16 protein-coding genes are annotated in these 12611 nt (G+C 64.0%); 5 read left to right on the top strand and 11 right to left on the bottom strand.

Annotation, left to right across the window (positions count from 1 at the left end; genetic code table 11):
- The 3 genes from AYL44_RS11660 to AYL44_RS14590 form a co-directional block, all read right to left on the bottom strand.
- The coding region (locus tag AYL44_RS11660; RefSeq protein WP_157532656.1) for a hypothetical protein at positions 1–455 on the bottom strand (455 nt) is incomplete at its 3' end.
- Positions 456–604: 149 nt separating this feature from the next.
- Positions 605–1225, bottom strand: a complete 621-nt coding sequence (locus AYL44_RS14595) for a hypothetical protein (protein WP_157532654.1) — start codon at positions 1223–1225, stop codon at positions 605–607.
- 354 nt (positions 1226–1579) lie between these two features.
- On the bottom strand, positions 1580–2167 hold the full coding sequence (locus AYL44_RS14590; RefSeq protein WP_157532653.1) for a hypothetical protein: 588 nt from the start codon (positions 2165–2167) through the stop codon (positions 1580–1582).
- 229 nt (positions 2168–2396) lie between these two features.
- Here AYL44_RS14590 and AYL44_RS14585 point away from each other — a divergent pair, with 229 nt between their 5' ends.
- Together AYL44_RS14585 and AYL44_RS14580 are read left to right on the top strand one after the other, a co-directional pair.
- On the top strand, positions 2397–2627 hold the full coding sequence (locus AYL44_RS14585) for a hypothetical protein (protein ID WP_157532651.1): 231 nt from the start codon (positions 2397–2399) through the stop codon (positions 2625–2627).
- Positions 2617–2817: a hypothetical protein gene (locus tag AYL44_RS14580; RefSeq protein ID WP_157532649.1), complete on the top strand. Its 201-nt coding sequence runs from the start codon at positions 2617–2619 to the stop codon at positions 2815–2817. The genes AYL44_RS14585 and AYL44_RS14580 overlap by 11 nt, the downstream gene beginning before the upstream one ends.
- Positions 2818–3114: 297 nt before the next feature.
- Here AYL44_RS14580 and AYL44_RS11645 read toward each other — a convergent pair whose 3' ends face one another.
- Entirely contained in the window at positions 3115–3366 is a 252-nt protein-coding gene (locus AYL44_RS11645; RefSeq protein WP_064003451.1) for a hypothetical protein, read from the bottom strand.
- Positions 3367–3665: 299 nt separating this feature from the next.
- On the opposite strand from AYL44_RS11645, the gene AYL44_RS14575 reads away from it, so the two are divergent.
- On the top strand, positions 3666–3932 hold the full coding sequence (locus tag AYL44_RS14575; protein WP_157532647.1) for a hypothetical protein: 267 nt from the start codon (positions 3666–3668) through the stop codon (positions 3930–3932).
- Between the two features lie 628 nt (positions 3933–4560).
- A complete protein-coding gene (locus tag AYL44_RS11640; protein ID WP_064003450.1) occupies positions 4561–4827 on the top strand; it encodes a hypothetical protein in 267 nt (88 codons plus the stop codon).
- 215 nt (positions 4828–5042) lie between these two features.
- Here AYL44_RS11640 and AYL44_RS11635 read toward each other — a convergent pair whose 3' ends face one another.
- The 3 genes from AYL44_RS11635 to AYL44_RS14870 form a co-directional block, all read right to left on the bottom strand.
- Positions 5043–5663, bottom strand: a complete 621-nt coding sequence (locus AYL44_RS11635) for a DUF305 domain-containing protein (RefSeq protein WP_231872791.1) — start codon at positions 5661–5663, stop codon at positions 5043–5045.
- A 129-nt stretch (positions 5664–5792) separates the two neighbouring features.
- A complete protein-coding gene (locus AYL44_RS14460; RefSeq protein WP_419865922.1) occupies positions 5793–6233 on the bottom strand; it encodes a four-helix bundle copper-binding protein in 441 nt (146 codons plus the stop codon).
- Between the two features lie 632 nt (positions 6234–6865).
- A complete protein-coding gene (locus AYL44_RS14870; protein WP_331709488.1) occupies positions 6866–7465 on the bottom strand; it encodes a M23 family metallopeptidase in 600 nt (199 codons plus the stop codon).
- Positions 7466–7830: 365 nt separating this feature from the next.
- On the opposite strand from AYL44_RS14870, the gene AYL44_RS14865 reads away from it, so the two are divergent.
- Positions 7831–8016 (top strand): hypothetical protein, encoded by a 186-nt coding sequence (locus tag AYL44_RS14865; RefSeq protein WP_064003448.1) that lies wholly within the window; start codon positions 7831–7833, stop codon positions 8014–8016.
- A gap of 270 nt (positions 8017–8286) precedes the next feature.
- On the opposite strand, the gene AYL44_RS11620 is transcribed toward AYL44_RS14865, so the two are convergent.
- The 4 genes from AYL44_RS11620 to AYL44_RS11605 form a co-directional block, all read right to left on the bottom strand.
- Positions 8287–9021 carry a sialidase family protein gene (locus AYL44_RS11620; protein ID WP_231872790.1) on the bottom strand — a complete coding sequence of 245 codons (735 nt, stop codon included), beginning with the start codon at positions 9019–9021 and terminating at the stop codon, positions 8287–8289.
- 231 nt (positions 9022–9252) lie between these two features.
- Positions 9253–9870, bottom strand: a complete 618-nt coding sequence (locus AYL44_RS11615) for a DUF305 domain-containing protein (RefSeq protein WP_064003447.1) — start codon at positions 9868–9870, stop codon at positions 9253–9255.
- A gap of 83 nt (positions 9871–9953) precedes the next feature.
- Positions 9954–10391 (bottom strand): DUF6153 family protein, encoded by a 438-nt coding sequence (locus AYL44_RS11610; RefSeq protein WP_064003446.1) that lies wholly within the window; start codon positions 10389–10391, stop codon positions 9954–9956.
- 56 nt (positions 10392–10447) lie between these two features.
- Positions 10448–12589, bottom strand: coding sequence for a heavy metal translocating P-type ATPase (locus AYL44_RS11605; protein WP_064003445.1), 2142 nt, complete (start codon positions 12587–12589; stop codon positions 10448–10450).
- Positions 12590–12611 lie beyond the last annotated feature (22 nt).

The raw sequence follows: 12611 nt of genomic DNA, 5'->3' as shown, positions 1-12611 counted from the left end.
AGGAAGACAGCGAATCCTGCGGGGCCGATGGTGTAGGTTCCGTCGTCATTTTGACCGAGGGCGAGGACGTATGTTGAACCGGGAACGAGTTTGGTCTGCTCGTCGTAGGCGTACGTCTGTGTCTGCTCACGAAGCTCATCGGTGCTGAGATCTGTGAGTCCGCTCTTCTCGGCGCTTTCCTTCGGAGAGTCGTCGAGGACCTGCTGCAATGTCACGGTGCCGCCTGGATACAGGGCAGTGAAGTCCGACTCGATTGCGGGCCCTTTGAGGACGTCGCTGATGCGGAGGTCGACCTTCGTATATGGCATCCCATTGCCGGGGACCGTGAACGAGGCGCGGTCGGCGATCTTCGTCACCTCGGCCGTCACGATCAGGTCGGCGTGCTTGCGGATCTCCTCGATATTGGTGACGTCGAACGCCCACATCGCGGAAACCACCACGTCCGGCTCGGACACGATCGAAGTGTCAAGCTGCTGCTGCGGCTGCGCCTCACTCTGTGCTGGGGGTTCCGGGGCGGTCTCTGGCGCGGCAGAGCAGGAGGCCAGCATGAGGGTGGCGACCAAGAGGGTTGCGGGACCGAGTTTTCTCATCATCAACACCCTCGTCAGTACTTCGCGTTCAGGATGCTGTTCGCATCCGAGGTGAGACGTGTCGCTGTGCCCGAAACTGAGCCGAACATGATCGATGCTTGATTGGCGTTGTTGTACAGATCGCGTAGTCCGTAGCCATGCAGCATCTCGTGCACGATGACCGCTTCACGTTTCGTGTTCGTGAGCCCGTCCATGTGATAGTCGTTCAACCGAACTTCGGCGTAAACCCAGTTGTAAGTGTCCTTGTCGCTGGGAAGCATTGCATAGTAGTTGCCGCTCGCGTTCTTGCGATGGCTGGTTGTCTTCGCAACGGGTTCGGTCGAACTTGAGCTGTAGTACTGGTAAAAGTCCATGTTGGAGTTCGAGTTCACCGTGGTCTTCCACAACACCATGGGGTTGCTCATGCCCGAGGGGTACATGATCTTTTGAACCGCGTTCGGGATCGATGTCGTGTACTCATTGCCGGGAGCGATCCAGTAGCCAATGTTCTGGCCGGTCGCCATCTTCTTGAGCCAATCGATTCGCTCACCATTGACGGTCACCGCTCCAGCCGGTGTGCCGCTCGCGAATACCAAGAGTCCTGCAACAGCTGCGGCCAGAGCCGCTCGTTTGATCCGCGATCGCCGTTTCGACACGATTACCCCCCCCCCCCCCCCCCCCCCCCCCCCCCCCCCGTNNCCCCCCCCCCCCCCAGGTTCCCAGTGCCCAGAACATACAGGTCCGTGGACTAAAAGAAAAGCACCGGGATGACGAGCCCGTCCCGCCGAAAACGATCGTTTTCGGCGGAACCTGGCGGCAGCCGCTCCGAGCCGTGCCGCAATCGTCAGCCATAACCGGGTTTCGGGCAACGTTTTCGGCGCGGCTAATGCTCGAGAGGACCCAGGCCGAGTCTGCTCTTGTGGCGTGAAGACTTCCGCGCTCTCGCGCCGCCGCCACACAGTCCGCACGCCCTCTCGGCGATCGCTCAATCCAAGGCGGATCTGTTGTAGTCAGTCCCGAACGATCGCGTAGGGGTCTCCGTCGCTCTCATACCAAGGGTTAACGCAGTTATGGACGATCACATTCTGCGTACTTGCGAGAGGTTGCAACCCTGCTGTGGACGTGAGCGCGTCCCACCCATCTGCATGAGCTATTTCTCGAGCAGCCGACGACACGTCAAAGACAGCCCGCGATGCATCATCGTCACTTTCGTCCCAGAGGCCTTTGTAAGCTTCCCGACCAGCATCGATCACTGTTGCTTCGTCAACGACGCGGTAATCCCATCGCCCGACGACGGTCAGCGTCGCACCGCCGACAGCATCGTCATCGTCATCGTCATCGTCATCGTCATCGTCATCCGCGTTGAGGCGTAGTGGAAACGATCCACACCAGTCGAACTCGGCCCCGTCGAGGGCGACAGCAGCCGCACGAAGGCGCGACGCTGAGGGAAAGTACTGTTCAAACTCACCCTGACTGCCCAAGCGGGCCGCGGTGACGGCGATGTGCTCTCGCAAGGCTTCGAGCAACTCGTCACCCCGCGCAATGTATGCCTGGCGCGAAGCCGCCGTCCACTGCGTCTCTTCGATGTCATCGCTCACTCGTGAACTCTAGACAACGACAGCCCTCCGGCGGACGACCCGCGAATATGTCGGCCGCAGACTTCTCGAGATGACGTCCAGCGACTTCCGAGAGGTCCGCCCACCCTGGCCTCTTTCCGCTACTGTCCTTGCCGAAAACGATCGTTTTCGGCTAGCGACTGACTATCGGATGAAGAGGTGTGTTGTCTCGCCCTAGCGGTGCGTGCGAGCAGGGCGCGAGGATGCAGGCATGACGCACAACGATGGCGATTCATCGCCTCGCCGGTATCGGTGGAAGTACGGCCCGCTTCGTCTGGTGATGCCGTGGGTCTGCGTGGTCGTCGGCGTCGGCATGGCCATCAAGGGGTTAGTAGCCCCCGAGAACGACGGAACGACGTTCGTGGTCTTGGGTGTCGGGTTCGTGATCCTCGGCGTGGTCGCCGCGATCGTCGCGCGCTGGATGGCAAAACGTGGCATCTGACACGTCTTCCTGGAAGAGCTACCCGGCGCTCGGCCTGATCTTCATCGCGGTTTCCGTAGCGGCGATGCTGTTGCTTTCCGCAGGAGTCGACACCGGCAGGCTCTCCTCCTGGGCCCTTCTCGGTATCCCGATGGGGCTGGCGATCATCGGAATAGCGTTCTACAAGAAGCGAAAGCAATCTCGTCGCTGACCTCACCCGCCGATGCTCTCGAAGGCGACGCACCGGTCGGATGGTGACTTTCGGCTGTTCCGACCTCTCATCTACATGGCCCGCCAGAAACGTCTGCCAAAACTCGGTTCCGGCTTACCTTTCTGGCACCCCATCTGGCCGCTCCACGCCCTGCGAGCCGCAAACGATCGTTTTCGGCGGCGAGCCGCACCGCAGATGCCAAGTCAAATAACCCCGCTACCTGCGGACCAGACGATCGCTCTGTCGTTGAGAGTGTCGCGAACTGGGTGCCCTTGACCAGAGGGCGCGCGTCCCAAGCTAGCTGTCGGGGTCGTCAAGCATCTCGTACTGCTGCCACTGCTTCCTGGCGCGCGCGGTGTTGCTCCATATGAGCGCGAACGTCGAGACCAGAAGGACGGTGAGCGCCGGTATCAAAAGGACCCAGAGATCCCCGTCCCTGCTAGCAAAAACGATCGTCATCCAGATCAGCGCGCACCCAGCGAGAATCCCCGCGATTGGCCAGATAAAGCGCATCGAGACTTCGAGCAGTTTGGTCAGCCACCAGTGCATCGAAACGTCCTATCGAGCCCGATGTCGCGCTGGGCTGGCTGAATCGGCATGATCCTTCCTATCTCATACCGAGCCGCACAGAAACAGCTTCCACCACTCGACCTGTCCGCAGAATCCCGCGCACGGCCCGCCAGAAGGTCCACCGAAACCCTGTTCCGGCTTACCTTTCCGGGAGCCCGTTCGTTCACTCGCGCGCACCCCGCCGACAACGATCGTTTTTCGGCGGATGCTGGGCAGATGGCAGGTCCGCCGCGGTGACCCCACTAGCCACCGCTGTTTGCTCTCGATACGCTCGCGGCATGACAGGCGACCGGGAACACGCGCTCGCTCGCCGCAACATCTTGCGGGCGTACATCGCCGTTATGGATCAGCCAGAGAAGCTCTTGGCGGCTTGCGCGACTGCATCGGGTGACGCGAACGAAGTCCGGCGTGCCGTGGAGAAAGCATTCAATCTCCCCGCACTTGCCGCGAACGCAGTTCTATCAATGCAGATCCGACGTTTCACCCCCCGCGAGCGAGAGCGGATTGAGGACGAGCTCGAAGAACTGAAAGCAGCCCTGGCCTGACGAAACTGCCCGCAGGATCAGATCTCACAACACGACACCTAGTAAGCAAATATGACAGATCGAAAGCGATCGAGCACTGCGGCGGTCTTGGCTACTATCTCGTTGCTAGTCGGAGGCGTTGCGCATGCGTCCCCCGTTGCCGCAGCTCCTGTCACGCCAGCCGCTGTGACTAGTGCGTCAGGTTTACTTTTCTGCCCTGCTGGCACGGAACTATATGTAAGGACAACCTTGGCTTTCCGCGGAACCCTCAAGTACTACAACGGAAGCCGGCTCGTCCACACTGCTGATGGAAACTTCCACTTCTGGACCTACCCAAACTCGGGCGGCAAGACGACGTCTTGGCGGGTCCAGGCAAACACGAACATCGACGAAGTTGGTGACGGGTGCACCTGAACCACACCGCCACCGCCTTCCACGGCCACCTCACCAGCAACCTCGGAAGCAGCCACTGACCCAACCGAAAACGCCCGCCGAAATCAGTTTCTGACCCACCTTTTCGGCGGGCGTTCTTGCGCGTTCGGGACCACTCAGCCAAAAACGATCATTTTCGGCGGGCTGGGGTGAGTCAACACCACGGCTCGCAGAAGGGCGCTGGCAGGGTGACGTCGCCACTGGATACCCTTCCGACATGATGGACGATCGAGAAACGGATCGTGCTCGCCGCGACATCCTGCTTGCGTACATCGCCGTGATGGATCGACCAGAAGAGCTCCTAGCAGTCTGCGCGAATGCGTCGGGTGACGCGGATGACGTTCGACGCGCGATCGAGCGTGCTTTCGAGATCTCGGCGGTTGCAGCCGATGCAATCTTGTCGATGCCGGTGCGGCGCTTTACGCCCGCAGAGCGCAAACGCATCCAAGACGAACTGGCGACGCTGGACGCGGGCGCAACGTAATCAGCCGTACGACCGCGCGCGCCCGACTTGATGGATGCCCCGGAGTTCGGTGAATCACGCCGAAAAGGTCGGCCGAAACCAGGTTTTGATCAACGTTTCCGGTGGGGCCTTTGATGACTTCGTCTCGATGCGGCCGGAAACGATCGTTTTTGACACCACGTGGTGAGGCTCGCTTCCAGCGTCATCACACTCCGACAAGGGCAGATTGAGAGCAGCTACTCGTTGGGGCATCCTCGCAGGGCTGTCTCATCGAACGTCGGGGCGGGACGGGCCTGCGCCTCTTCTGGGGTTTCAGCGATTCCATTACTCGAAATGTCGTCGATGAGCCAGTTCATCTCGAGGATTTCGTTGCGCTGTGCCGCGCTGATTTCGGCGGCGAGTTCGCAGACGCGAACGTCCTGGATCTGTGCACGTTCGGAGCGGGTGATGGCGAGGGAGTGGTGGGGGATCATCGCGTTCATCCAGGCGGTGTCGTCCACGGTGATCTGACTGCGGTCAAGCGCGACTCCGCCGGCGAGCAGCAGGACGCTAACTGTGGCGACGGCGATGTTCGCTTTGACGCTCTTGTACATGTTGAGCATCCACGCCAGCATCACCAACCCCATCGCACCGCCCATGGTCAGGGCCATGAAGACGCGGCTTTCGCTGAAGCGGATGTGGCTCCACTCCCAGGAGCCGACGAACATCACCCAGTACATGACAACCATCCCGGTGAGGATCATCGCCCCGAATCGGAGATACATTTTCCAGGGCTTGGAATGACCCTGCTGGCTGTGATCGTCGGTCTCTGCGCTTTGGTCGTTCTGCTTGGGATCGGGGTGGTCGTTCGCGGTCATGACGTCTCCTGTTCGGATGGGAGGGGGTGCGGCGACGGTGGCTGGGCGGGCGATTGCGGCATCGACCGTCCCGTCAGCGACCGCCAATGGCGGGTAGTGCTCGCAGGAGGACTGCGAACCTGGTCCGCTTTAGAGAGCGGCGAGAAGGTCGGTGCATGCCTCCTCGCAGCGGCGGCAGGATTCGGCGCACACGCGGCAGTGCTCATGCATGTCTGCGTGCTGTTCACACTCGGCGGCACAGGACGCGCAGGCGGTGCGGCAGGCTTCGAGCAGGGCGCGAACCGTTGCAACATCCGGTGCGGTTTGACGGGAGAGCACTGCACCTGTGGCGGCGCAGATGTCTGCGCAGTCCGAGTTCTTCCGGATGCATGTAACGAGCTCCGCGACCATGTCTTCTCCGAGGCATGCGTCCGCGCAGGCGGTACATGCCTGGGCGCATTCGGCGCATGCCTCGATACAGCGCAGAAGGGCGTCCTGGGTTGCGGCGAAACCGACTTTCGGGTGGGTGGCGAGCATCTGATCTGCAACAGTCATGGCTGCTTTCCTTTCTTCGGGGGCCTTCCCCGACATGCGGTCACCCTAGAGCGGGGTCGAGGGTCGACGTAGGGGGTTGAGGTCTGTCGATGAATGGCGGCCGTAAACCAGGTTCAATACGGCCAACGTTCACGGCGGCCGGTTGACGCAGCCTCGGCTCGCCCGGAAACGATCGTTACCGGTGCGACCGCAGCGGAAGGCTGCTCAGATGGATGAAATGAGGTCCGCGCAAGCCTTCGCCCCTCGTCTGGCGATGTCCACTCGCCGTGCGCAGGAAGCAGTGGCCTCCTTGTGTGGTCCGCAGATGTCGCCACACGACGAGATCGCGGAAAGGCACCGCCGCACCGTATTCCGTACCGCGGCCAGCTCGACGGTGGCCTGGCCGAGCATCACCGCAACTTCCCGGCAGGCGTCGGCGGCCTGAATGACCGTAGCGTCCCACGCGCACAGGTCAGGCGATACACCCTCGGACTGGGCGTCGCGTGTATCAAGCTCTCGCGCCAGCTCCAGGTACACGGCAATGTGGGCTGCCCTCTGCGTAACGGTCATCCGGCCATCGAATGCACGCAGTTGCAACGCATGCTCCAGGGCAGATGTTCGCTCTTCGCCAGGTGCTGCCTCCGAGCGGCGAACAGTTGTGCCCGCGGGCGGTCCGGGGGTGGGGTGGTTCAAACTGCGACCCCTCGTGCTCGGAGGAAGGGGGCAGGGTCAACCCGGACGCCGCCGATGTACACCTCGAAGTGGAGGTGGCAGCCGCTGGAGGCGCCGGTGCTGCCGATGTACGCAATAACTTGACCGGCGCGCACTCGTTGCCCGTAGTTGACGTTGTAGCCACCGTTGATGATGTGCGCGTACCCAGTGACCGTGCCGTCTGCGTGCTGGATCTTGATGTAGTTGCCCCATGCGCCGCTGTGCCCAGCAAAGATGACGGTGCCGGGGTACGCGGCGTAGATCGGGGATCCGCAGCTGCTCGCGAAGTCAATCCCCCGATGGCCGGCGCGGGTGCAGTAGCCGTTACGGCAGATGCTGCCGCGGGTTCCGAACCACGAGCTGATCCATCCGTGCGCCGGTCGAACCCACCCGGAGGACTGGACCTTCCCCCCGCCGCCCCCGCTACTGGAGCTTTCGCCTCCGGTTCCGACGTTGTTTGGGGCTTGTCGGCGCCGTTCTTCCTCGCGGCGGCGTCGTTCTTCTTCGCGAGCGCGGGCAGCCGCTGCTTCCCGCGCACGGCGGATGCGCGCCTCGCGCTCCCTGCGTCGAACTTCCACACCGGCCTGGTACTGGCTGATCGTGCGGGATGTTGTGTCTGAAGGGCTGCGAGTTGAGCGTCGAGCACGTCACGGTACCCGTTCTGACTAGCTAGCGCGGCCAGGGCTGCCTGCGCCGCTGCTTGCGCCGTCTGCATCTTTTGTTCGGCTTCCGCCTCCCGGCGGTTACGTTCGTCGCGAGCTACCTGAGCTTGATCGCTGAGGTGGCGTGCGCTGTCGCGGGCGCCAGCAGCGTCGGCGTAGACCTTCCGGTTCGCGTCGACGAGACGGTCCATCGTCCCCAACCGGGACAGCAGATCCTCTGCGGAACCGGCGGAGCCGGAAGAGAACAGGTCCAGGGTCGGATCGGTGTTCCCTGAGCGGTATTGCTCAGCCGCGAGGGCACCAAGCTTGGCCGCGGCAGCGTCGGCCCGGGCCGACTCGGCGTCGGCCTGTTGCTGGAGGGACTCGGCGCGCGCGACGGCGTCCTCGTAGGCCTCCAGAGCGAGGACATGTTCTTGGCCGAGCCGGTCGGCTTCGGCTTGCTTCGTGTCCAGGTCCTGCTCAAGTGATCGGATCAGCCCTTGAATTCGGGTGACTCCGGCGCCCTTCGCGGCCTCGTTGTTCCGAGCCTTTTCGACGTCATCCCAGGTGGGGTATTCCGCGGCGAATGCTGACGGAGCGAGGCTGGCTCCGGTCGCGGCGAGGAAGACCCCGATCGCGCCGGCGCTGAGCGCGCGCCTCCGAGTGATTCCCCCACGTAGCGTGCGGGCCTCTTCCGCAGTGGGGCCGCAACCGCATGGGACGTCGTCAGTGACGCTCTGGATGTCCGTCATGGTCGGTCAGTTCGGTGAAGTCAACTGCTTGGAAACGGGTAGCGCGGTGAGCCCCGATTCCCCGGCGATAAGGATGTCGCCAGTGTCGGTAATCGCAACGGCCTGCGGGGTGGCTGGGGCAACGCCCACTTGCTCCCACGCCTGTGATCCTGCCTGCGCGACCCAGAGGGTGTTGCCGCTGCCAATCCCGACAATGCGTTGCCGGTCGGGGGACGTGTTGAGAAGTGCGATGAGTGGGGCACCGTCCCACGGGACGAAGCGGCCCCCGCCGTCGAGGCTCACCTGTAGTCCGTCGGGAGTGGATGCAATGAGGCGTTCATCTGCGTCGACGGTCAGGTTGAACGCCGGCAGGGCGCTGCCGGTGGGTGCCCATGTCTGGCCCTGGTCGGTGCTGGTGAGGATGTCGGGGTTGTCGGTCGTGATGCCGTACAGGGTGCCGCTAGGGCCGGCGGCGAGGACGTGGAAGTCCTTCTCGCCGGTGTAGGCGACGGGTTGCCAGGACTGCGCGGTGTCGGTGCTGCGGATGATGCCCAGGTGCGGGGCGCCGAGTTCGGGAGGAGTGTCGGGCCCGGGGTGACCGGAGGCGATCAGGGTGCCGTCGATCGAGGTCAGACCCATCGCATCGAACACGGGGCCGGCGACCGGGTCACCGAGCTGGCCGTCCTCGGTGGCGGTGTAGATGCCTTCGTGGGTGCCGATGAGGAACCCGTTTCCGTCCGGGGCAGGCACGATGCTGTGCACGTGGGTGGTGGCTACAGGCTCTGGTGATGTCACTTCCGGTTCGGGTGAGGCGCATCCGGCGAGGGTGAGAGCTCCGACCGCAATCGCGGTGACGGCGGCGAGGGAACGGCAACGGGTGAGCGTGCGGGATGAGGGCAGGGCGGAGTGAAGAGGGAGGTGTGTCATGGTGTTGACCTTGCGAAGCGGGAATCGAGGAGTGGGACGGCGCGGGCGCCGTCCCACTCCTGCCGGTCACAGGCTGGCGAGGATGTCCTCCATCGCAGCGATCTCGGCGGTCTGGTCGTCGACGATCTTCTGCGCGAGGGCGGTCGCGTTCGGGTTCTGCCCGTTGCTGACTTCTTCCTGAGCCATCTCGATTGCACCGTTGTGGTGCTCGATCATCTGCTCCAGGAACAGCTTGGCCGCCTCGGTGCCGGTCGCCGCGTCGAGGGCTTGCATGTCCTCTTCGCTCATCATCCCTCCGCCGTGATCCATGCCATCCATGTCCGTGCCGGAGGTGTCGGCGCCCCACTCCTGCAGCCAGCCGTTGAGCGTGTCGATTTCGGGCTGCTGGGCGGCTTTGATGCCATCGGCGAGGTCAACAACCCGTGGGTCGATGTCGTCCTTGCTCAGCAACACGTCGGACATCTCGATGGCCTGCTGGTGGTGCGCGATCATCATCGTCGCGAACATGATGTCCGCGTCGTTCGCGTTCGCAGACGCGTCAGCGGAGGGGGCGGCGCTGCTGCTGGAGCCGCCGTGGTCCATCCCAGACATGCCACCCCCGGCGTTCCCGGTGTCGGAGCACCCGGCGAGGATAAGGGCGGTGGTCAGGGCGAGCGCGGCAGTCGCCGCAGTACGGATCTTCATGAGGTTCTCCAAAAGTCGTCAACGAGGTTCCCGCCCGGCGGGCAGGGTGAGCCGTGCCTGCGCGGGGGCAGGCAGCGGCATCCTCAGGTGCGACTGATGCAGAGAACGATCAATGAGGGTGGAGGCACCGGTGCGAGGCAACCCGGCCACAACGAGACGGTCAGGGATCCGCGATCGGGGTCGGTGGTCCGCCAATTTCCGGTGATGCGGGCGAGGATCAGCACGGTCACGAGCAGGCCGAGCACGCACGCCAACCACATCATGGTGTCGTGCCCACCGGCACAGTCATCGCACTCCCCCGCCGCCGGTTCCCCGACCGGAGCGGCGTCCTGAGCGTGGTGCGAGGCGGCAGGGGCAGTCGTAACGGTGTCGAGGTGACCGGTGCTGGTGGCGTGGCTGTTCAGGGAGTGCATCGCAAGCAGCCCCGCGACGATCCCCGCAGTGATCGCGATCATCACGAGGAAGGTGCGGGTGAGCGTGCGCGTGCGTCCCATGGCATCCGCGAGCGTGATTAGCGACATGCTCCCCTCCTTCCTTCCCTACCGTCCAACGTAGTCCGCCTCTTTACTGGCGGCTGCTACAGGCGGCTGACCGTGTCGGGGGTGAGGTCCAGTCGGCGTAGAAGCTGCGCGTTCAGCGCGACAACGATCGTCGACAGAGACATCAGGATCGCCCCGATCGACATCGGCAGCACGAACCCGATCGGCGCGAGGATGCCCGCGGCAAGCGGCACGGACAGCAGGTTGTATCCCGCCGCCCACCACAAGTTCTGCTTCATCTTCCGGTAGCTCGCTCGTGACAGCTCAATCACCCACAGCACCGACCGAGGGTCGTCGCTAGCGAGGATCACCCCGGCAGAGGCGATCGCGACATCGGTGCCCGCGCCGATCGCGATACCCACGTCGGCCTGAGCAAGGGCGGGAGCGTCGTTGACGCCGTCACCGACCATCGCGACCTTCCGACCTTCGTCCTGCAGCGCCTTCACCTTCGAGGCCTTATCCTCGGGGCGCACCCCGGCGAAGTACCGGTCGATGCCGAGTTCCGCTGCGACGGACGCAGCGACGGCGTCGGCGTCCCCGGTGATCATGACCACCTGCACGTCCCGGTCGTGGAGGGCAGCCACTGCCGCTCGCGACTCGGACCGGACCTCGTCGGCCAGGCGTAGTGCACCAGCGACCTGCCCGTCGATGAGGACGTGGAGGATGATGGCACCTTCCTTGCGCCACTCATCCGCGGCCGGCAGCTCTGAGCCGCCTGCTTGTTCCAGCAGGTACGGTCCACCGACCTGCACGGCCCGTCCCCCCACCTGCGCACGCACCCCCACTGCGGGCGACGACGTGAAGTCGGTCGCGGCAGGTAGGCGCAGCTGCTTCTCTTTCGCGGCGTTCACAATCGCGCGGGCCAACGGGTGCTCGGAGTCGGACTCTGCCGCTGCGGCGAGAGTGAGCAGCTCGTCCGGGGTGATGTCACCTGCGGGCTCGATCGCAGTAACAGCCGGGGTGCCCTTAGTGAGGGTGCCGGTCTTGTCGAACAGGACCGTGTCCACGGTGCGCATGCTTTCCAGCGCGAGTCGGTCCTTGATGAGCACACCGCCGCGGGCGGCCCGCTCGGTCGCGATAGACACCACGAGGGGAATCGCCAGACCCAGCGCGTGCGGGCACGCGATCACCAGCACAGTGATGGTGCGGATCACCGCATCGTCGGGCAACCCGACCAGAGTCCACACGATCGCGGTGATCACACCGGCGCCGAGGGCGAACCAGAACAACCACGCGGCCGCACGGTCCGCGATCCGCTGGGCGCGAGATGAGGAGTTCTGCGCATCGGTGACCAGCTTCTGGATCCCGGCGAGAGCAGTGTCCTCCCCCACTGCAGTGATCTCTACTCGCACGCCGGAGTCGGTCGCGACGGTCCCGGCAACGACCGTGTCGCCGTCGCTGCGGCGGACGGGACGAGATTCGCCGGTAATCATCGACTCGTCCATGCTCGCTGAGCCCTGAACGATCCGCCCGTCTGCGGGAACCCGCCCACCGGGGCGGACGACCACAACATCCCCGACTCGCAGGTCCGCCGGCGCGACGGTCACGGTGTTGTCCCCGTCGACCTTCTCCGATTCATCGGGCAGGAGCGCGGCAAGGGAGTCCAGAGCGGACGTCGTCTGCGCGAGCGAACGCATTTCGATCCAATGCCCGAGCAGCATGATCACGATCAGCAGCGCGAGCTCCCACCAAAAATCGAGCTCGTGATCGAGGACCCCGAGGCTCGCACCCCAGGAAGCGAGGAACGCGACCGTGATCGCGAGGGCGATCAGCAGCATCATCCCAGGCTTGCGTGCCCGCAGCTCACTGACCGCGCCGGTCAGGAACGGGGTGCCACCCCACACGTACATGACCGTGCCCAGCACCGGAGAGACCCAGCCCACCCATGCCGCATCAGGAAGCTCGTACCCGATGAGCATCGCGAACATCATCGAGAACCCGACAACCGGAACCGCCAAGACCAGCATGATCCAGAACAGTCGACGGAAACTCGCCACATGGTCCCCGTGGCCGGCATGTCCGCCATGGTCGGCGTGACCGTGCCCGGAGTGTCCCGCGGCGGGTGCCCGGTCGTCTTCGCTGTGCGGGTGGCCCATTGCCGCGTGATCGTGTTGGGCGGTGGCCGCTGGGGCGCGGTGGGCTTGGTGGTCGGAGTGGTTGTGGTGGTCGTGCTGGCTCATTGGAGCCTCCTTCGCTGGGTGC

This window comes from Microbacterium oleivorans, from assembly GCF_001644225.1.
Classification (GTDB): Bacteria; Actinomycetota; Actinomycetes; order Actinomycetales; family Microbacteriaceae; genus Microbacterium; species Microbacterium gawkjiense.
The sequence above is the reverse complement of the archived record's forward strand: the minus strand, read 5'-3'. Positions and strand labels throughout refer to the sequence as shown.

Excerpts from the sequence above, each read along its gene's own strand:
- AYL44_RS14575 (WP_157532647.1), top strand. The coding sequence starts at position 3,666 with ATGACAGGCGACCGGGAACACGCGCTCGCTCGCCGCAACATCTTGCGG.
- AYL44_RS11635 (WP_231872791.1), bottom strand. The coding sequence starts at position 5,663 with ATGACCGCGAACGACCACCCCGATCCCAAGCAGAACGACCAAAGCGCA.
- AYL44_RS11645 (WP_064003451.1), bottom strand. The coding sequence starts at position 3,366 with ATGCACTGGTGGCTGACCAAACTGCTCGAAGTCTCGATGCGCTTTATC.
- AYL44_RS11640 (WP_064003450.1), top strand. The coding sequence starts at position 4,561 with ATGATGGACGATCGAGAAACGGATCGTGCTCGCCGCGACATCCTGCTT.
- AYL44_RS11605 (WP_064003445.1), bottom strand. The coding sequence starts at position 12,589 with ATGAGCCAGCACGACCACCACAACCACTCCGACCACCAAGCCCACCGC.
- AYL44_RS14585 (WP_157532651.1), top strand. The coding sequence starts at position 2,397 with ATGACGCACAACGATGGCGATTCATCGCCTCGCCGGTATCGGTGGAAG.
- AYL44_RS11615 (WP_064003447.1), bottom strand. The coding sequence starts at position 9,870 with ATGAAGATCCGTACTGCGGCGACTGCCGCGCTCGCCCTGACCACCGCC.
- AYL44_RS11610 (WP_064003446.1), bottom strand. The coding sequence starts at position 10,391 with ATGTCGCTAATCACGCTCGCGGATGCCATGGGACGCACGCGCACGCTC.
- AYL44_RS14460 (WP_419865922.1), bottom strand. The coding sequence starts at position 6,233 with ATGTCGGGGAAGGCCCCCGAAGAAAGGAAAGCAGCCATGACTGTTGCA.